Annotated in this window: 17 protein-coding genes; 10 read left to right on the top strand and 7 right to left on the bottom strand. The window is 73.5% G+C overall.

The window, feature by feature from the left end; translation table 11 throughout:
- The first annotated feature begins 23 nt into the window (after positions 1-23).
- Genes OG286_RS02760 through OG286_RS02745 form a run of 4 tightly spaced genes read left to right on the top strand, consistent with a single transcriptional unit; the run spans position 24 to position 3,527 of the window.
- On the top strand, positions 24-278 hold the full coding sequence (locus OG286_RS02760; RefSeq protein WP_396320564.1) for an acyl carrier protein: 255 nt from the start codon (positions 24-26) through the stop codon (positions 276-278).
- A gap of 2 nt (positions 279-280) precedes the next feature.
- Positions 281-1,186 (top strand): alpha/beta fold hydrolase, encoded by a 906-nt coding sequence (locus tag OG286_RS02755; protein ID WP_396320410.1) that lies wholly within the window; start codon positions 281-283, stop codon positions 1,184-1,186.
- On the top strand, positions 1,183-2,436 hold the full coding sequence (locus OG286_RS02750; RefSeq protein ID WP_396320409.1) for a glycosyltransferase: 1,254 nt from the start codon (positions 1,183-1,185) through the stop codon (positions 2,434-2,436). Before OG286_RS02755 ends, OG286_RS02750 begins: the two co-directional genes overlap by 4 nt.
- Positions 2,433-3,527, top strand: a complete 1,095-nt coding sequence (locus tag OG286_RS02745; RefSeq protein WP_396320408.1) for a class I SAM-dependent methyltransferase — start codon at positions 2,433-2,435, stop codon at positions 3,525-3,527. Before OG286_RS02750 ends, OG286_RS02745 begins: the two co-directional genes overlap by 4 nt.
- 238 nt (positions 3,528-3,765) lie before the next feature.
- Here OG286_RS02745 and OG286_RS02740 read toward each other — a convergent pair whose 3' ends face one another.
- Together OG286_RS02740 and OG286_RS02735 are read right to left on the bottom strand one after the other, a co-directional pair.
- Positions 3,766-5,097, bottom strand: a complete 1,332-nt coding sequence (locus tag OG286_RS02740) for an RNA polymerase sigma factor (protein ID WP_396320407.1) — start codon at positions 5,095-5,097, stop codon at positions 3,766-3,768.
- Positions 5,070-5,489, bottom strand: coding sequence for a YciI family protein (locus OG286_RS02735; protein WP_396320406.1), 420 nt, complete (start codon positions 5,487-5,489; stop codon positions 5,070-5,072). Before OG286_RS02735 ends, OG286_RS02740 begins: the two co-directional genes overlap by 28 nt.
- A 400-nt stretch (positions 5,490-5,889) precedes the next feature.
- On the opposite strand from OG286_RS02735, the gene OG286_RS02730 reads away from it, so the two are divergent.
- Complete coding sequence (locus OG286_RS02730; RefSeq protein WP_396320405.1) at positions 5,890-6,255, top strand: hypothetical protein; 366 nt, start codon at positions 5,890-5,892, stop codon at positions 6,253-6,255.
- Positions 6,256-6,772: 517 nt separating this feature from the next.
- Positions 6,773-8,146 carry an MFS transporter gene (locus OG286_RS02725; protein WP_396320404.1) on the top strand — a complete coding sequence of 458 codons (1,374 nt, stop codon included), beginning with the start codon at positions 6,773-6,775 and terminating at the stop codon, positions 8,144-8,146.
- Between the two features lie 144 nt (positions 8,147-8,290).
- Here OG286_RS02725 and OG286_RS02720 read toward each other — a convergent pair whose 3' ends face one another.
- Positions 8,291-9,769 (bottom strand): FAD-dependent monooxygenase, encoded by a 1,479-nt coding sequence (locus OG286_RS02720; RefSeq protein WP_396320403.1) that lies wholly within the window; start codon positions 9,767-9,769, stop codon positions 8,291-8,293.
- Positions 9,770-9,869: 100 nt separating this feature from the next.
- Here OG286_RS02720 and OG286_RS02715 point away from each other — a divergent pair, with 100 nt between their 5' ends.
- A complete protein-coding gene (locus OG286_RS02715) occupies positions 9,870-10,505 on the top strand; it encodes a TetR family transcriptional regulator (RefSeq protein WP_396320402.1) in 636 nt (211 codons plus the stop codon).
- 352 nt (positions 10,506-10,857) lie between these two features.
- On the opposite strand, the gene OG286_RS02710 is transcribed toward OG286_RS02715, so the two are convergent.
- Complete coding sequence (locus OG286_RS02710; RefSeq protein WP_396320401.1) at positions 10,858-11,436, bottom strand: TetR/AcrR family transcriptional regulator; 579 nt, start codon at positions 11,434-11,436, stop codon at positions 10,858-10,860.
- A 91-nt stretch (positions 11,437-11,527) separates the two neighbouring features.
- Between OG286_RS02710 and OG286_RS02705 the strand changes: the two genes are divergently transcribed.
- Positions 11,528-11,974, top strand: coding sequence for an anthrone oxygenase family protein (locus OG286_RS02705; protein ID WP_396320400.1), 447 nt, complete (start codon positions 11,528-11,530; stop codon positions 11,972-11,974).
- A gap of 307 nt (positions 11,975-12,281) precedes the next feature.
- Here OG286_RS02705 and OG286_RS02700 read toward each other — a convergent pair whose 3' ends face one another.
- Together OG286_RS02700 and OG286_RS02695 are read right to left on the bottom strand one after the other, a co-directional pair.
- The gene (locus OG286_RS02700; protein WP_396320399.1) at positions 12,282-12,851 is read right to left on the bottom strand and encodes a MepB family protein; all 570 of its coding nucleotides are present in this window, start codon (positions 12,849-12,851) and stop codon (positions 12,282-12,284) included.
- 95 nt (positions 12,852-12,946) lie between these two features.
- Positions 12,947-14,170, bottom strand: a complete 1,224-nt coding sequence (locus OG286_RS02695) for an MFS transporter (RefSeq protein WP_396320398.1) — start codon at positions 14,168-14,170, stop codon at positions 12,947-12,949.
- 302 nt (positions 14,171-14,472) lie between these two features.
- On the opposite strand from OG286_RS02695, the gene OG286_RS02690 reads away from it, so the two are divergent.
- Both OG286_RS02690 and OG286_RS02685 read left to right on the top strand, forming a co-directional pair.
- Positions 14,473-14,865, top strand: a complete 393-nt coding sequence (locus OG286_RS02690; RefSeq protein WP_396320397.1) for a hypothetical protein — start codon at positions 14,473-14,475, stop codon at positions 14,863-14,865.
- A 236-nt stretch (positions 14,866-15,101) separates the two neighbouring features.
- Positions 15,102-16,142: an NAD(P)-dependent alcohol dehydrogenase gene (locus OG286_RS02685; RefSeq protein ID WP_396320396.1), complete on the top strand. Its 1,041-nt coding sequence runs from the start codon at positions 15,102-15,104 to the stop codon at positions 16,140-16,142.
- 237 nt (positions 16,143-16,379) lie between these two features.
- Here the strand turns inward: OG286_RS02685 and pntB are convergent, their stop codons facing one another.
- Positions 16,380-17,855 (bottom strand): Re/Si-specific NAD(P)(+) transhydrogenase subunit beta, encoded by a 1,476-nt coding sequence (gene pntB / locus OG286_RS02680; RefSeq protein WP_396320395.1) that lies wholly within the window; start codon positions 17,853-17,855, stop codon positions 16,380-16,382.
- Positions 17,856-17,858: the final 3 nt, after the last annotated feature.

The following is a 17,858-nucleotide window of genomic DNA, read 5'->3' as shown; positions in this document are numbered from 1 at the left end:
AGGTCCTCGGCGAGATCACCGCCATGCTGGCCGCGCTGCTCGACGAGTACGGCCTCGACGAGGCCGAGGTCACCATGGACACCCGGTTCACCGCGGACCTCGAACTGGAGAGCATCGACCTGGTGACCCTCGCCGGGCAGCTCCAGGCCCGCTGGGGCGACCGCATCAACTTCGCCGAGTTCGTCTCCGGCATGGAGCTGGACGAGATCATCGAGCTGACCGTGGGCCGGCTGGTCGCGTACGTGGTGGAGCGCCTGAGCCCGGCCGAGCGGGGCTGACCGTGCCCTTCCTCGACCTCGAAGGGCTGCGCTGCCACGTGCAGCGGCTCGCCCCGTCCGACGGCCGCCCGCCCGCCGCCACGGCCGTCCTGGTGCACGGCCTGCTGACCGACAGCATGGCCAGCCACTACTTCACCATCGCCCCGACACTCGCCGCGGCCGGGCTGGACGTGCTGATGTACGACCAGCGCGGCCACGGCCGCTCCGGCCGGCCGCCCACCGGCTACCGGCTGGAGAGTTTCGTGGACGACCTCGCGCTGCTGCTCGACCGGTCGGCCGTCACCCGCCCGGTGCACCTGCTCGGCAACTCCTTCGGCGGCACCGTGGCCTTCGGCCTGGCCGTCCGCAGACCCGCGGCGGTGGCGAGCATCCTGGCCATCGAGTCCGAACCGGCCTCCCGGGCCTGGTCCGTGAAGCTGGACGGCATCCTGCGCCGGGCCGGGACCGAACTGCTCGACGAGGCCACCCTGGCCTGGGTCGCCGACCGGCGCGGACCGCACACCGCCAGGCTGGCCCGCTCGGCCGGACGGCTGCTCGCCGCGACCTCGCTCGCCCGGGACATCCCGGCGAGCCGGCTGCCGGGCGAGGCGGAGCTGCGCACGATCCGCTGCCCGGTCCTGGCCGTCTACGGGACCGAATCGGATCTGGCCGAGCAGGCGGCCTGGCTGGACGACCTGCTGCCGGACTGCCGCAGCACCTTCGTGTCCGGGCACGATCACTCGGTGCTGGTGGAGAACCCCGTCGTGGTGGGCGAGCTGGCGCTGGACTGGCTGCGCGAGCAGGGCGTGGAGCTGCGCGGCGAGCGGGCCGCCGTACCCGCCGGAGCACGCGACGAGCCGGCCGCCGTGGCCGCCGGAGCACGCGGCGACGACCGCACCGTGCTCGCACCGGGACGGACCCGCCCGTGAGCCGCTTCCTCTTCGTCGTCCCGCCCCTCGTCGGCCACGTGAACCCGGCCGTCGGGGTCGCCGCCGAACTGGCGCGGCGAGGGCACACCGTGGCATGGGCCGGAGTACCCGGCCTGATCACGCACCTGGCCGGACCGGACAGCGAGATCCACCCGTGCGCCACCCCGCCCCGGACCCCGGAGCGGCCACCCGACCTGCGCGGGCCGGGCGCGCTGAAGTTCCTCTGGCAGGACTTCCTGATCCCGCTCGCCGAGGCGATGGCACCGGGCGTCGCCCTGGCGTGCCGGCAATTCCGCCCCGACGTCGTCGTCGCCGACCAGCAGGCCCTCGCCGGCGCCCTCGTCGCCGAACGACTCGGCCTGCCCTGGGCCACCTCCGCGACCACCTCCGCCGAGCTGACCGGCGCGCTCGACGACCTGCCCCTGGTCGCCGCCTGGGTCCGCGACCTGCTCACCGGCCTGCGCGGACGGATCGGCGCCCCGCCAACGGCGACCGACCCGCGGTTCTCCCCGTACCTGGTGCTCGCCTTCACCACCCCGGACCTGACCGGGCCCGTGACCGCCGGCAGCGGCCCGGTCCACTTCGTCGGCCCCTCGATCGCACCCCGGCCGACGACCCCGGCCTTCCCGTGGCAGTGGCTGGACCGGGACCGCGCCACCGTGCTGGTCACCCTCGGCACGGCCAACGCCGACACCGGCGCCGCCTTCCTCACGGTCTGCAGGCAGGCGCTCCGGGCCCGTGCCGCCGGCCTGCAGGCCGTGATCGTCGACCCGGCCGGCGTGCTCGCGGACCAGCCGCCCGACCGCGACCTGCTGTCCCTGCCCGCCGTACCGCAGCTGGACCTGCTCCCGCACACCGCCGCGGTGGTCTGCCACGCCGGCCACAACACCGTCTGCGAGGCCCTCTGGCACGGCGTCCCCCTCGTGGTGGCCCCGATCCGCGACGACCAGCCGGTGATCGCCCACCAGGTCGCCGAGGCCGGCGCCGGCGTGCGGATCAGGTTCGGCCGCACCGACCCGACCCGGCTCGGCCAGGCCGTCGACACCGTGCTCGGCGACCCCGCCCACCGGGCCGCCGCCCGCCGGATCGGCGACTCCTTCCGCGCCGCGGGCGGCGCCGCCGCAGCCGCCGTACGGCTCGAAGCACTGGCCACCGGCCGCCACCTGCCGGACACCGGCACGCCGGCCGTCGCCCCGCCCGGCCCCGCCCGGTTCACCGTGCCGACAGCCGAACGGAAGGAGCCCCGATGACCACGCAACCGGCAGCCCGCTCCCGGCAGGCCGCCATCGCCGGCCTGCGCCCCGCCTACCAGAGCGAACTCGCCGACGGCACCGACCGGTTCTTCGAACCGCGCCGCACCGACTGCCCCTGGTGCGGCGCCTGCCTCCTCCGGCTGCGGCTGCGCACCCGCGACCTCCTGCAGTACAAGCCCGGCACCTTCGTCCTCGACGAGTGCGAGGCCTGCGGGCACGTCTTCCAGAACCCCCGGCTGACCGAGGCGGGCCTCGCCTTCTACTACCGCGACTTCTACGACGGCCTCGGCGAACAACGGCTCGGCGCCACCCTCGGCACCCGCAGGAGTACCTACCGCGGCCGCGCCCGGTCGGTTCTCCCGTTCACCGCCGCACCCGGTCGCTGGCTGGACGTCGGCACCGGCCACGGCCACTTCTGCGAGACCGCACGCGAGGTCTTCCCCGCCACGGTCTTCGACGGCCTCGACCTCAGCGAGGGCGTCGAACTCGCCGAACGCCACGGCCGCGTCACCCGCGGCCTGCGCGGAACCTTCCCCGGACAGGCCGGCCGGATGCCCGGACAGTACGACGTGGTGAGCATGTTCCACTACCTCGAGCACAGCACCGAACCGCACCGGGAACTCGCCGCGGCCCGGCAGGTGCTGCGCCCGGGCGGACTGCTGCTGATCGAGGTCCCCGACCCGCAGAGCCGCTACGCCCGGCTGCTCGGCCGCTGGTGGCTGCCCTGGCTCCAGCCGCAGCACCTCAACCTGGCCCCGGCGGCCAACCTGCGTCACCGCCTCGACGAACTCGGCTTCACCGTGTTGCTCGAACAGCACACCGAGCCGCACGACCCCGTCGACCTGCTGGCCGCCTGCTGGCTCCTGCTCGATGCGCTCGCCCCGCGCGAGGACGCGCCGTGGCGCGCAGGACGCCCCCCGGGCCGGCTACGGCGGGCGCTGCGCGCCGGTGTGTTCGTCGCGGGCGCGCCCGCCCTGCTCATCGCCGCTCTGGCGGACCGCCTCCTCGCCCGCGTCGCGGGTCCGGCGGGCCTCTCCAATGCCTACCGTCTGCTGGCCCGGAAGGACTTCGGCGGCGAGGCGCCCTGACCGGGCGCCGCACGTCGGCGGGTTGGATGAGTGCTTGGAACGCCGCGACGCCGCTGTTCCGGACCGTGGGTGTTCGGTCGGTGCAGCGGCGTTGCCACAGCCCTCAGCCCGGCCCGCCGGCCGTCCACACTCCGTGACGGACCGCGGTCCGGCGCGGTGCCCGACGGCGGCTCCGCGGCCTCACACGTACGACGCCTCCGCCCCGGCGGGGAGCGGGGCGGAGGCGGGGCGGCCGGCGTCAGGCGAGCGCAGCCGCCTTGCGCAGCAGCACGGACCGTTCGCGGCTGTTGCGGCACAGGCGTGCGGCGAGCTCCAGCTCCGCCCGTGCCTCGGTGGTGCGGCCGAGCCGCGAGAGCAGCTCGCCGCGCACGCTCGGGAGCAGGTGGGAGCCGGAGAGGCGGCCGGAGGCGACGAGCTCGTCGACGAGCGCCAGCGCGTCCTGCGGCCCGGTCGCCATGGCCACGGCCACCGCCCGGTTGAGTTCCACGACGGGGGAGGGCGCGACCCGGCCGAGCGCCTCGTAGAGGAGCACGATCCGCTCCCAGTCGGTTTCCGGGACGGACGGGGCCTCGGCATGGCAGGCGGCGATCGCCGCCTGCAGGCCGTAGGGCCCCAGACCGCGTCCGGTGGCCGTCGCCCGGTCGAGCGCCGCGAGGCCGCGGCGGACGGCGGAGCGGTCCCACCGGCGGCGGTCCTGGTCCTCCAGCAGGACGGGCTCGCCGTCGGGCCCGGTGCGCGCGGGGAACCGTGCGGCGGTGAGCTCGAACAGCGCGAGCAGCCCGAACACCTCCCCTTCGTCGGGCAGCAGCGCGGCCAGCGTCCGGGCCAGCCGGATCGCTTCGAAGGCGAGACCGGGGCGCAGCAGGTCATCGCCGGTCGTCGCCGTCGAGCCCTCGGTGAAGATCACGTACAGCACGCTCAGGACGCCGCCGAGCCGCTCGCGCCGCTCCGCGGGCGGCGGGAGCTCGAACGGCACCGCGGCCGCGGCGATCGTCTTCTTCGCCCGGGTGATCCGTGCCTGGACGGTCGGCACGGGGACGAGAAACGCGCGGGCGATCTCCTCACTGGACAGGCCGGCGACCACGCGCAGGGTCAGCGCGGCGCGGGCCTCCGGCGAGAGCACCGGGTGGCAGGCCACGAACATCAACGCGAGGACGTCGTCCTCGATCCGGTCCGGGTCCCACGGCGGGTCGTCCGACCGGTCCGCAGCGGGCTCCGCGCCGGAGCTCGCCTCGCCCTCGCCGAGCCGGGCCGCGAGCGCGGCGTACCGGTCGTCGAGGGCGGAGCGGCGGCGGAACTGGTCGATGGCGCGCCGCCGGGCGGTGGCCAGCAGCCAGCCCACGGGGCTGGCCGGCTCGCCGTCGCGCGCCCAGACGACGAGTGCCTGGGCCAGGGCCTCCTGGGCGACGTCCTCGGCGAGGTCGAAGTCCCCGGTGTAGCGGGTGAGTGCGCCGGTGATCCGCGCGGACTCGATGCGCCAGAGGGCCTCGACGGCCCGCCGGGCCGATTCGGTGTCCGGCGGGCCGTCGGAGCGTGCGGGTGTCAGAGCTGGCCGGTCCGCTCGCGCCATGCCCGCTCCTTGACGATCCACTCGTTGTCCTGCGGGAACTCGTCGATCCCCGGCACCCGGCGGATCTCCACCTTCGTGCCCGGGAACGCCGGGAGGCGCTTGGCCCATTCGACGGCCTCCTCCTTCGAGGCCACGTCGAGGATGTAGTAGCCGCCGAACAGTTCCTTGGTCTCACCGTACGGGCCGTCGGTGACAACGGGGGTCTCCCCGCCGAGATCGACCACCACGCCCTGCGAGGCGTCGTCCAGGCCCTCGGCTGCGACGAGCACGCCCGCCCGGATCAGCTCCTCGTTGTAGCGGCCCATCGTCGCGAGCATTTCGTCGAAGGGCGTCTCCATCATCTTCGCGACCGAGTCCTCGTTGCCTCGCATGATCAACATGTACTTCGCCATGGCTGGTCTCCTTGGTAGCGGGGCCGCTGTCCGACCCTCTCTCTATCTCAGGTCGAACGGGGCCGTCGCGGATCGACACGACGGAGAAAACCGAATCACCTTTCTTTCCGCCCCTGTGCCCCCGGTGGTGGGCGGGAGGGTGCGGCAGGCGGCGGGGCGCCGGCGTGCGAGGTCGAGGACGAGGTCGCAGCCCTGGGGCCGTGGGCCTCCTGGCCTGGTCACCGCCTGGGGGCGCCTGTCCTGAGCCTTCGGCGGTCCGGTCGCAGCCACCCCCGGGGAGTCGGCTCCCGCCCGGTGCCGGGTCCGGCGGAGCGGCCGGTCGTCGGACGGGTGCGCGAGGTGGCCGGGCTGTCGCGGACGGGCCGTAAGCTGTGGGCCGGTCGAACAGGGGAGTGGTGGCATGGCTGGCTGGATCTGGGCGCTGATACCTGCGGTGATGATCGGCGGGGGTTGGATCGGCGACAACGTCCGGGGCGCGCTGAAGACGCGCCACGAGCGGAAGATGGAGCTTCAGCAGGCCGCTGAACGGCGGCAGCTCGCACTCGACGCGGCGAAGCGGGCCCCGGAGCCCGTCTGCGGATGCACTCATCACCTGGCGAAGCACGACAAGCAGGGCAAGTGCCATGAGGCGGTCGAGGCACCCACGGCGTGGGACGCCGACCGCAAGCCCCTGCAGTTCGAGCCCCGGCAGTGCAACTGCCAACGGTACGTCGGCCCCGAGCCGCTGGGGACGGTCTTCGCACCGGAGATCGTCGACCCCCGCTGAGTACCACCCGGCCGGGCCGGCCCTCGCGGGCCCGTGTGCCGGCAGCTGACGACGGCCCCGGCGCTTCGGCGCCGGGGCCGCGGCCGTAGTGGGGGCAGGAGGTCCGGCCGGTCGTCCGGCTGACGTGTGTCCGGCTCCGGCTCCAGCTCCAGCACCGTGCCCTGACTTGAAATCACCGCATATCGGGCAAAAGGGGTGATTCGGCATGTCCGGGTGAGAAGTGTCACCTGTTCCGCGCGGCCGCCTCGGGAGGAGCGGGGCTGCCCCGGCCCGGCCCCGGTACAGACGGCCCGCGGGGTCGCCGCACGGGTCCCAAGGCCCGTCCGGTTCGGGACCAAGGACCCCAATCCGGTCGACCTTCGTCCTCGTGGGGACCGCTCCGGAGCGGGCAACCGTGGACGGTCGCCCGGTGTGTCCGGGTGACGGGGCCGCCCGCCCGGGCGGCCCCGACTTCTGCCGTCTACCAGGCGCACGGTGTGCGGGAGCACCGCCGTACGCCCCGGAGGACCCGAATTCCATGTCCCGAACCATCGACAACGCCCCGTATACCGGCTTCCATCGGAGACTGGCCCTGGCCTGCTCCGGTGGGCCCTTGCTGGACGGCTACATCCTGAGCATCGTCGGCGTGGCCCTGATCGGGATGCGTCCCGACCTCGGCCTCTCCACCGCCGAGGTCAGCCTGATCGGCGCCGCCGCCCTGGTCGGCATGTTCGTCGGTGGCGCGCTCTTCGGCGTGCTGACCGACAAGATCGGCCGGGAGGTGATGTACACCGCGGACCTGTTGGTGATGGTCGTCTGCTCCGTGCTCTCCTTCTGGGTCGACACGGTGTGGGCGATCGCCCTGCTGCGCTTCGTGCTCGGCATGGCGGTGGCCGCCGACTACCCGATCGCGACCTCGCTCCTCGCCGAGTGGCTGCCGTCCCGCCACCGCGGCCGGCTGCTCGGTCAGCAGATCGTCGCCTGGTACGCCGGTTCCGTCCTCGCCTACCTGACGGGCTATCTGTTCCTGCGGTTCGGCGGGCAGGGCAGCTGGCGCTGGATGCTGGCCAGCTCCACCGTCCTGTGCGTGGTGTTCCTGGTGATCCGGCGCGGCTCGCCCGAGTCGCCGCGCTGGCTCGCCGCCCACGGGCGGGTCGGTGACGCGGTGCGCGTGGTCGAGAAGCACCTCGGTGTCCGGGTGGACGGCCGGGAGTTGATGCCCGATCCCGCCGAGGCCGGCCGCCCCGGCGGTCTGCGCCTGCTGATGACCCAGCCCTACCGGCGCCGCACGCTGTTCTGCGGCCTGTTCTTCCTCTGCCAGGTCGGCCCGCTCTTCGCGATGCTGACGTTCGGTCCGCAGATCCTCTCGTCCTTCGGCATGCCGGGCGGCACCGTGCTGGACACGCTCGGCACCGGTCTGGTGAGCCTGGTCTTCCTGCTGGGCTGCTTCCCGGCGCTGCGGCTGATCGACACCTGGGGCCGTCGGCCGGTGATCATCTGGTCGTTCGCCCTGATGATCGTTCCGCTCGCGCTGCTGGGCGTCTGGCCCGCCGCCCCCGCCGCGGTCGCCGTCATCGCGCTGTGCGCCTACGCGTTCCTGTGCGGTGGGCCCAACGTGCTCGACTGGACCTACCCGAACGAGCTCTTCCCGACCGAGATCCGGGCGACGGCGGTCGGTGTCGCGACCTCGGTGAGCCGGATCGGCGCGGCGGTCGGTACGTATCTGCTGCCCCTGTCGCTCAGTGGGCTCGGTACCGGGCCGACCATGCTGATCGCGGCCGGCACCACGGCCGTCGGCCTGCTGGTGTGCGTCCTGTGGGCCGAGGAGACGCGAGGGACCGCCCTGGGTGCGGCGGCCTCCGGCTCCCCGTCGGCCGCGCCGGCCCGGCGCACGCCCGAGCCGGTGGGCTGACGCCGGCAGATCCACGAAGCCCGTGGAGGCACGGCCGCGCCGGCCGTGCCTCCACCGCGCCCGCCCTGTGGCCGGGCGGCTGTCCGCGGGCCGCGCTGACGACCGGCCCGCGGTGTGCGGCGCCTGACGAGCCCGCTGCCACGGCTACATCAGCGCCGCCAGGTACGTGAGCACGTCCTCGCGGGCGGCGGCCGGGGCGAGGAGGGCGACGTGGTTGTCCGGCCGGACGAGGACGAGGGCGTCGCCGGTGACCCCGTAGGCCCGGCGGGCCTCCCCGTCGGGGTCGTCGAGCGGCACCGGCCGGACGTGGTCGGGCAGCCCGGTGAGCGCGGGCCGGGCGCTCGGCCCGAAGCCGAGCAGCGTGAAGTGGTCGCCGGCGAAGTGCTCGAAGAGCCGCGCGGGCTCGCCGTCCGGGCCGGGGCAGGGGGCGTCCGGTGCCCGGTCGCCGGCCTGGAGCGGGCCGGCGGCGCGTCCGGTGGCGAGCCGGCTCCACCGGTAGCCGAGCGAGAGGCCGGTGAGGTCGCCGACCCGGCCGGCTTCGACGCCGATGCCGGGGGTGCTGATGCCGTCGATGACGGCGGTCATGCCGGTGCTGGTGACGTCGAGGGTCCAGGCGGCGATTGGCAGGCGTTCCTCCTGGTAGGTGTCCAGCAGGGCCGGAGCGGCGAGACCGCGCAGCACGTACCCGAGTTTCCACGCGAGGTTCCAGGCGTCCTGGATGCCGGTGTTCATGCCGAGCCCGCCCGCGGTGGGGTGGACGTGCGCGCAGTCGCCGGCCAGGAAGACCCGCCCCCGGCGGTACTGCTCGGCCATCCGGACGTTGACCCGCCAGGTGGAGAGCCAGGTGGCATTGGTGAGCCTGAGGTCCTGGCGGCCGGTGTGCAGGGCGGCCAGCCGCTGGAAGCTCTCCAGCGACGGGGCGACCGTCCGGCCGTCGGCGTCCGTCTCCGGGCTCGCCTGCAGCTGCCAGCGGCGGCTGCCCTCGAACGGGCAGAGCAGGAACACGCCCTGCGGCCCGAACCACTGGTGCCAGGAGCCCGGATCCAGCCCCTCGACCTCGACGTCGCCGCAGACCATCAGCGGTTCCGGGTCGCCTTCCCCGACGAACGGTACGCCCAGCAGCTTGCGCACCGTGGAGCGGCCGCCGTCGCAGGCGACGAGGTACTCGGCGGCGATCCGCCCGCCGTCGGCGAGACGCACCTCCACCCCTTCGCCGTTCTGCGTGAAGTCCACCAGTTCGGTGGCGAGTTCGACCGTCACCCCGTACTCGGCGAGCCGCTCGCGGAGCAGCCGCTCCACCCGCGTCTGCGGCAGCCACAGGCTCGCCGGGTACGGGACGGCCGCGCTGCGGCGGGCGCTCGCGAACGGCTCGGTCTCGTTGACGAACTCGCCGGCGAAGTACTTGCGGAACGGCAGGTGGGTGCGGCCCGCGGCCGCCAGCCCCTCGCCGAGGCCCAGGTCGGCGAGGACCTCCAGGCTGCGCGGGTTGAGCGTCTTCCCGCGGGAGCCGGTGTGGAATGCGGCTGCCCTCTCGATGACACGGACCGCGACGCCCTGCCGCGCCAGTCCGCACGCCAGGGTCAGTCCGGTCGGCCCCGCCCCCACGATCACCACGGTCGTCATGCGTGTGTCCGCCCTTCCGGCTTGTCGGTACACACCATGGAACAGCAACCCAGTAAGAAATGCAACCGAGTAACAAATGTCTCCGGGTTATGATCAGGGCATGAGCCCGAGCGAGCCAGACACGGGTCTGCGGACCCTCAAGAAGCAGCGCACCCGGCAGACCATCGCCGACGTGGCCATCGCCCTGTTCCTCGACCGGGGGTTCGACCAGGTCTCGGTGGCCGAGATCGCCGCCGCCGCCGAGGTTTCCAAGCCCACCCTCTTCCGCTACTTCGGGAGCAAGGAGGAGCTGGTCCTGCACCGATTCGCCGACCACCTCGGCGAGGCCGCGCGGGTCGTGCACGACCGCGAGGCCGGTCTCACCCCGCTGGACGCCCTGGAACGCCACCACCTGGATCGTCTGGCGGCCCGCGACCCCAACACCGGGCTGACCGATGACCCCGAGGTCCTGGCCTTCCTCCGGCTGGTCTACGAAACCCCCAGCCTCTCCTTCCATCTGCTCGACTATCTCGACGCCGACGCCCGCGCGCTCACCGAGGCGCTGGACCCGGACGGGAACGTGGCCGCCCGGCTGGTCGCCGCCCAGTACTCGGCGGTGCGCCAGGTCCTCGCCCGCTCCACCTGGACCAGGCTCGCCGAAGGGCAGGACATCGGCGACGTCGCGCCGAAGGCCGTCGCGGAGACGACCGAGGCGTTCGCCCTGCTGCGCGACGGCGCTGCCGGCCACGGATTCTGAGCCGGTCGCCGGCCGCCGCCGGGTCGTTGCGGCCTTGCCCTGCCCTGCCCTGCCCGGCCCCGGCGCCGGGTCGTTGCGGCCTCGCCCGGCCCCGGCCGGCCCTGCCCCGGGCTGTTGCGGCGCGTCGTCCTGGGAGCGGGGGTGCGGGGAGGCCGGCCGGCGGGGCGGTCGCCCCAGGGTGCGTGTCGGGTCGTGATCAACGAGCATCGCAGCTTGCGGGGCGGGTGCCCGTCCGGGGTGCGGGGCCCGGCGGTCCGCGGCTGCGCCGTGTGGGCGCGAGTGACCGGAGGCGATGCCGGAGGCACGCAGCCGGGGCCCGGGGACCCCGGCTGCGTGCCCGCCGGGGCGGTGGTCAGATCATGGCGAGCCGGTCCACCAGCAGCTCCACCCTGCGCTCGGTGTCCTCCGGCGGGAGCCGTCGCGCCCGGGTCAGGGTCGCCAGTCCGTGCAGGGCCGCCCAGAACACCTCGGTGAACAGTGCCGGGTGGACGCCGTCCCCGGCGACCTCGCCGAGGCTTTCCAGCAGGGCGGCGAAGGCGTCCTTCAGCGGTTCGGGGGTGTCCTCCTGCGCGAACGCCAGGCCGCCGTCGAGCTGGAACATCGCGTCGTAGACCGCCGGATTGCGTGCGGCGAAGTCGAGGTAGGTGCGGGCGAGGGCGGTGACCCGGGCGCGAGGGCCGTCCGCGGCGGAGGCCGCGGCCCGCAGCGCCGCGGCCATCTCGGCGGCGCCTTCGAGGGCGACGGCGCCGATGATCTCGCGTTTTCCGCGGAAGTGGCTGTAGAGGACGGGCTGACTGTATTCGATGCGCTCGGCGAGCCGACGGGTGGTGACCGCGTCCCAGCCCTGCTGCTCGGCGAGTTCGCGGGCCGTCGCCACGATGAGGCGTTCGCGCTCCGCCCGTTCGCGTTCCTTGCGTTCCTGTACTGACATGGTTTGATTCTAGCACTGCTAGACAATCAAGCGGCAGCAGTACTAACGTTGCCTTGTCATCTAGCAGCGCTAGATCCCAGGAGGGATCATCATGCTCAACGCACTCGAGGTCTTCACCACCGTGGTCGTCGGCGTGATGGTGGGGGTGGAGTTCTCCGTCGCCTTCGTCATCAACCCGATCCTCTACGGCCTCCCGGACGACAGCTGCCTGAGCGCCCGCGCCCACGGGGGACGGATGCTCGGCGCCGTGATGCCGGTCTGGTACATCACCTCGCTCGTCCTCGTCGCGGTCAGCGCCATCGCCGGACGGCACCACCACGGCACCGGCCTCGCCGTCACCGCCGGCGTGCTGCTGGCCGTCAGCGTGATCATGTCGGTCCTGCTGCTCGTCCCGATCAACAACCGGAGCAAGACGTGGACCGCTGAGAACCGGCCCGCGGACTGGAAGCAGCAGTCGAAGCGCTGGGACCGCTTCCACTACGCCCGCGTCGCCGTCCTCATCGCCGCCTTCGCCGTGCTGGTCGCCGCCCTCACCTGAGCCCGCAGGCCGACACCGCGCCCGGTGGCGCACGATCCCCGCTCCCTGGGCGGCGGCGGGCCACCGAGATCCCGGCATCCGGGACTGCAGCCGCCGCTGGGAGCCCACACCTGCGATCCCGACAAGCCTGCGGCATCCCCCGCTGCTGCCCGCCGGCCCTGAGCCGCCGGACCACGCCCTCGAACTGCCGGCGCAAACCGCTCGGGGTACGGGCCGTCCCCGTCGACCGGCAGGTCCGGCCCGATGAACTCCCGCTCCACATCGGTCGGCTGTGCACGCGTCACGCAGGACGATCCACCGGATCGAACTAGGGGTGGTAGAGCCGACGGGCGCGGGCGGAGTCGAGGGACCCGTCCTCGTCCAGGGACAGGAAGTGCTCCAGCTGCCAGGCCTGTGCGCTGCCGGCCTGGCGGTTGGTGGTGGTCACCCAGGGCGGGTAGACGCGGAAGGCGCGTTTCCCGCCGGCACCGTTCGCCGACACGACACCGTGCCGGCGGAGCGCGTCCATGGGAAGGACGAACTGGCCGAAGTGGTGACCGTCGCGGCTGCTGACGACGAAGAGGTCGACGGGGTCCGCGGCGTCGAAGGGCTGGATGGGCCCGCCGGGGGACCTCTTCCACACGGTGACGAACTGTCCGACCTTGGTGGGGGTCGTCTTCGCCGCGCGGAACCGGACGGAGCGGCCGTCGAGGGTGAACTCGTGGGCGGCGTACTCCGCGCTCTCGGCTTCGGGCACCGGCTGCGAGCAGATGAACCCGCAGGGGTCGTAGACCAGCGTCTTCGCGGTCAGGAGATCGCTGTGGGCCGCCGTGGTCTCCGACCACGGGGTGAAGCCGTCGGGTCGGAGAGCGGGTGAGTGGTCGCGGTCGGTCGTCATCCGTCCACCCTGTCACGGGTGCTCGGAGGGCCGTCGGCCTCCGCCCGGGCCGTGGCTCCGGCGAGGCGTTCCGAAGGCCCGCCCACCGGAGACGGTCACGTACCGGGACGGGTCGGTTCGGGCGCCGGCGCGGCCCGGTGCAGCAGGTAGGTCCCGGAGGCGGCGGCGAGGACGGCCATGCAGGCCGTGAACACCAGGCCGGCGTCGGCCAGGCCGAGCGCTTCGCTGAGCAGGCCGACCCCGATGACCGGGATCGAGATGCCGAAGTAGGCGACCACGAAGAGCATCGAGAGGGCGCCGCCGCGGTGCTCGGCGGGAGCGGCGGCCGCGACCTCGCCCACGGCTCCGCGCAGGCCCATGCCCTGGCCCGCGCCGCCCACCAGGGCGCTGAGCACCAGCGGCGGCAGGGTGGTCCACGCGAGCGAGGCGGCCAGCAGGGCCAGTCCGGCGATCAGCACCAGGCAGCCCAGCGGGATCGCCCGCGCGGTGCCCAGCCGGGGCACCAGGAGCTGGCCGAGGGTGGAGGCGAAGAAGGCCGCGAAGACGATGAGGCCGACGACCGCGCGGTTGTGGATGCCCAGGCTCTGGGCCAGGAAGGCGGGGCTGACCGAGGTGAACAGACCCAGCAGGGCGAAGCCGGCGAAGGCGGCGATCCCCGCCGGGACGAACACCCCGCGGACCTCCGCCGGCAGGGAGGGCCGCTGCGGACGGGCGGTGCGCAGCGGGCGGGCACCGGAGACCGTCTCCGGCAGGAACCAGGTCACCGCGAACGACGCGGCGACCAGCACGAGGTGGACGACGAACGGCAGGACGAGGGGATCGGGAGCGTACTCGGAGAGCAGCCCCGACATCAGCAGCCCGCAGCCCAGGCCGCCCATGTTGGCGGCGGTCGCGACGAAGCCGGCGCGGGCCCGGCGCGCGGGCGGGGCGAGCTCCAGTACGTACGCGGTGGCGGTGCCGGTGAACAGGCCTGCCGACAGGCCGGACAACAGCCGGCCCAGGCAGAGCAGCGGTAGGCCCCCCTCCGCGAGGAAGGCGACGGCGCTGCAGGCCGCGAGTGCCAGCCCGCAGAGCAGGACGGGCCGGCGTCCGACGGAGTCGGAGACGTTGCCGACGAGCAGCAGGACGCCGATGACGCCGAAGGCGTAGACGGCGAACACGACCGTCACCATGAGCTCGGAGAAGCCGATCTCCTGCTGGTAGAGCCCGTACAGCGGGGTGGGCAGGGTGGTGCCCGCCATGCAGACGGCGAAGGCGGCGGCGGCTCCGAGGTAGCCCGACCGGCCGGCGGCAGTCCGACCGGCCCGACGATCAGTCATCCGCCCACGGTAGGCGCCCGGCGCCGCCGGGCCGGGGCCCGGCGGGGTCGTGCTGCGCCGAACGGCCGTCATCCGCCACCTGAGGAACGCTCCCAGCCGGCGCGGCACCACGGCACGGGCACCGCCCGAGGCCGGCCGGCAACGTGCGCCGGTCACCGGACGGCGTGGGTCCGGGCGGGGAGCGGTCGGTGGTGCACCCGACACGCCGCCGACCGGCGGAACACGGCCCGACACTCCGGGAGCGCGCCTACTGTCGCCCTCGCCCAGCCAGGGATATTTACTGACAGAAGCGGAGAACCTCCATGAAGCGTCGCACCACGTGGTTGCCGGTCCTGCTCGCCGCCGTCGGAATCGCCGTCGTGCCGACCGTCGCCAGCGCAGACGTCGTCTCCGGCGGCAACCACGGGACGGTGATCGTCGGCAACGGCAATCAGGTCGCCGGCTACGACCTCATCAACGCCGGAAACGACGCCACCGTCGGCTCCCACAACGGTTCGGGGGCCGTGGCGGGCGGCGCCATGGATGCCGCCCAGGCCGCGGGAGGCAACTACGGCACGATCATCGTCGGCGACGGCAACCAGGTCGGCGGGGACGACATCATCAACGCCGGAAACGACGCCACCGTCGGCTCCTACAACGGCGCCTCCGGCCTGGCGGCGATGATCACCGACGCGCTGCGTCCGATCGCGGGCTGAGACACGGGCCGCCGCGGCGGGGCGACGGCGCTCCGCCGCGGCGCCCGGACGGTGCGAGCCTCCGGCCGCCGCCGGCGGGCCCGCCCCGGCTCCCGAGCCGGCACCTGCATCCCGGAGCCCCGGCCGCACCCGCACCGGTCCCGGCGGCACCGGCCGCCCCCTGCCACGGGAGGTGCCCGACCGGGTCGCCTCCCACCTCAGTGCGTTCGTCGCCCGTCTCGAGGAGGACCCCTGCCATGACCACCGTTGCCGCCTACGCCGCGCCCGCCGCGAAGGCCCCGCTGGAGCGGACGACCATCGAGCGTCGCGCGGTCGGGGAGCACGACGTACTGATCGACATCGCGTTCGTCGGCATCTGCCACTCCGACATCCACCAGGCCCGCGCGGGCTGGGGCGAAGCCATCTTCCCGATGGTGCCCGGCCACGAGATCGCGGGCGTCGTCTCCGAGGCCGGCCCCGGCGTGACGAAGTTCAGGGCCGGCGACCGGGTGGGCGTCGGCTGCATGGTCGAGACCTGCCGCGAGTGCGACAACTGCAGGGCGGGCCTGGAGCAGTACTGCGCCAAGAGCCCGGTCTGGACGTACAACGCCGTCGGCAAGGACGGGCGGCCCACCTACGGCGGCTACTCGCAGAAGGTCGTCGTCGACGAGAACTACGTCGTGCACATCCCGGACGGCCTCTCCCTGGACGTGGCCGCCCCGCTGATGTGCGCCGGCATCACCACCTACTCACCGCTGCGGCACTGGCGCGCCGGCCCCGGCAAGAAGGTCGCGATCGTCGGCCTCGGCGGTCTCGGCCACGTCGGGGTGAAGATCGCCCACGCGCTCGGTGCCGAGGTCACCGTCCTGTCGCAGTCCCTGCGCAAGAAGGACGACGGCCTGAGGCTGGGCGCCGACCACTACCACGCCACCAGTGACCCGAAGACCTTCGAGGAGCTGGCAGGCAGGTTCGACATCATCCTCAACACCGTCTCCGCCCCGCTCGACTTCGCCGCCTACATGTCGTTGCTGGGCACGGACGGGACCATGGTGAACCTCGGACTCCCGGAGGAGCCGGTGCAGATCGAGCTCCAGGCGATGTCCGGCAACCGCCGCAGCATGAGCAGCTCGGGCATCGGCGGCATCGCCGAGACCCAGGAGATGCTGGACTTCTGTGCCGAGCACGGGGTGGGCGCCGAGATCGAGCTGATCCGTGCGGACGAGATCAACGGCGCCTACGAGCGGGTTCGCGCGAGCGACGTCCGCTACCGCTTCGTCATCGACACGGCCACCATCTGACGGCGGGCCCGAGGGCACGTCACCGGGAGCGGGGGAGCCCGCCGGCCGCAGCGACCCGGTACGGGCGGCGGCGGAGACGCCGACAGCCGACGATCCGCCCCGGCCGGGCCGGAGCGGATCGGATGGTGCGGATCGGAAGGTCGGATCGGTGGGATGCGGCGCGCAGGAGCCCCCAGCCGCGGCAAGCCGGGCGGTCGGCCGGGTGCGGGACCCGGCCGACCGCCCGCGGCTGCGGCCCTACACGGAGGCCCGGTCGCCCGCCGTGGTCGGTCGGGCGGCCGGTGCCTGCCGGCCCCGGTCGTCGGCGTCGAGGAAGTGCAGGATCTCATCGACGCTCTGCTTGGCGTCCCCGAAGAGCATGCCGCTGTTCTCGCGGAAGAACAGCGGGTTCTGGACCCCCGCGTAACCGGAGGCCATGGACCGCTTGAACACGATCACCTGCTCCGCCTCCCACACCCGCAGCACCGGCATGCCGGCGATGGGGCTGGAAGGGTCGTCGGTGGCGGCCGGGTTGACGGTGTCGTTGGCACCGATGACGAGAACGACGGAGGTGTCGGCGAAGTCGTCGTTGATCTCGTCCATCTCCAGGACGATGTCGTAGGGCACCTTCGCCTCGGCGAGCAGCACGTTCATGTGACCGGGAAGGCGTCCGGCGACGGGGTGGATGCCGAAGCGGACGTCGACGCCGCGCTCGCGCAGCCGTCGGGTGAGCTCGGCGACCGGGTGCTGCGCCTGCGCCACCGCCATGCCGTAGCCGGGGGTGATGACGACGGACCGGGCCTGTGCGAGCTGGCGTGCCGCCTCCTCGGCGCGGATCTCGCGGTGCTCACCCTGCTCCTCCTCCCCGCCGGAGGGGGCTTCGATGCCGAAGCCGCCGGCGATGACGGAGAGGAACGAGCGGTTCATCGCCTTGCACATGATGAAGGACAGGTAGGCACCCGAGGAGCCGACCAACGCGCCGGTGACGATGAGCAGGTTGTTGTCGAGCAGGAACCCGGCGGCCGCCGCGGCCCAGCCGGAGTAGCTGTTGAGCATGGAGACGACGACGGGCATGTCGCCGCCGCCGATCGAGGCGACCAGGTGCCAGCCCAGCGCGAGGGCGAGCACGGTGACCGCGATCATCAGGCCGAGGCCGGGGCTGACGGTGAACCAGACCGTCAGCGCCACGAACGCGGCGAGCGCGCCCAGGTTCAGCCCGTTCTTGCCGGGCAGCACCAGCGGACGCGAGGCGATCCGGGCGGACAGCTTGAGGAAGGCGACGATCGAGCCGGTGAAGGTGACCGCTCCGATGAAGATGCCGATGAACACCTCGGCGTGGTGGATGCCCAGCAGGTCGGCCGGGACGGCGTCCTGTGCCGAGCCCTGCGACTCGACCTCCAGGTAGCTGTTCCAGCCGACCAGCACCGCGGCCAGGCCGACGAAGCTGTGCAGGACGGCGATGAGCTCCGGCATCTGCGTCATCTCGACCTGCCGTGCCCGCCACAGGCCGATCGCGCCGCCCAGCACCATCGCGACGACGATCAGGGCGACCGCGCCCGCGGTGATGCTCCGGGACGCCACCACGACGGTGGCGACCAGGGCGAGGGCCATGCCGGCGATGCCGTAGGCGACGCCGGCGCGGGAGGTGCGGTGCTGGGACAGCCCCGCCAGACTGAGGATGAACAGCAGGGCGGCGACCAGGTCCGCGGCGTGGGCGGCCGTCGTGGAAGTCATCGG

Origin of the sequence: Kitasatospora sp. NBC_00039, assembly GCF_045160625.1 — a bacterium.
In the GTDB taxonomy this organism is placed as follows: Bacteria; Actinomycetota; Actinomycetes; order Streptomycetales; family Streptomycetaceae; genus Kitasatospora.
The sequence above is the reverse complement of the archived record's forward strand: the minus strand, read 5'-3'. Positions and strand labels throughout refer to the sequence as shown.

Bases quoted from the DNA above. Each gene is read 5' to 3' on its own strand.
- OG286_RS02760 (WP_396320564.1), top strand. From the start codon at position 24: ATGCTGGCCGCGCTGCTCGACGAGTACGGCCTCGACGAGGCCGAGGTC.
- OG286_RS02745 (WP_396320408.1), top strand. From the start codon at position 2,433: ATGACCACGCAACCGGCAGCCCGCTCCCGGCAGGCCGCCATCGCCGGC.
- OG286_RS02740 (WP_396320407.1), bottom strand. From the start codon at position 5,097: ATGGCGCGAGCGGACCGGCCAGCTCTGACACCCGCACGCTCCGACGGC.
- OG286_RS02735 (WP_396320406.1), bottom strand. From the start codon at position 5,489: ATGGCGAAGTACATGTTGATCATGCGAGGCAACGAGGACTCGGTCGCG.
- OG286_RS02730 (WP_396320405.1), top strand. From the start codon at position 5,890: ATGGCTGGCTGGATCTGGGCGCTGATACCTGCGGTGATGATCGGCGGG.
- OG286_RS02725 (WP_396320404.1), top strand. From the start codon at position 6,773: ATGTCCCGAACCATCGACAACGCCCCGTATACCGGCTTCCATCGGAGA.
- OG286_RS02720 (WP_396320403.1), bottom strand. From the start codon at position 9,769: ATGACGACCGTGGTGATCGTGGGGGCGGGGCCGACCGGACTGACCCTG.
- OG286_RS02715 (WP_396320402.1), top strand. From the start codon at position 9,870: ATGAGCCCGAGCGAGCCAGACACGGGTCTGCGGACCCTCAAGAAGCAG.
- OG286_RS02710 (WP_396320401.1), bottom strand. From the start codon at position 11,436: ATGTCAGTACAGGAACGCAAGGAACGCGAACGGGCGGAGCGCGAACGC.
- OG286_RS02705 (WP_396320400.1), top strand. From the start codon at position 11,528: ATGCTCAACGCACTCGAGGTCTTCACCACCGTGGTCGTCGGCGTGATG.
- OG286_RS02700 (WP_396320399.1), bottom strand. From the start codon at position 12,851: ATGACGACCGACCGCGACCACTCACCCGCTCTCCGACCCGACGGCTTC.
- OG286_RS02695 (WP_396320398.1), bottom strand. From the start codon at position 14,170: ATGACTGATCGTCGGGCCGGTCGGACTGCCGCCGGCCGGTCGGGCTAC.
- OG286_RS02690 (WP_396320397.1), top strand. From the start codon at position 14,473: ATGAAGCGTCGCACCACGTGGTTGCCGGTCCTGCTCGCCGCCGTCGGA.
- OG286_RS02685 (WP_396320396.1), top strand. From the start codon at position 15,102: ATGACCACCGTTGCCGCCTACGCCGCGCCCGCCGCGAAGGCCCCGCTG.
- pntB (WP_396320395.1), bottom strand. From the start codon at position 17,855: ATGACTTCCACGACGGCCGCCCACGCCGCGGACCTGGTCGCCGCCCTG.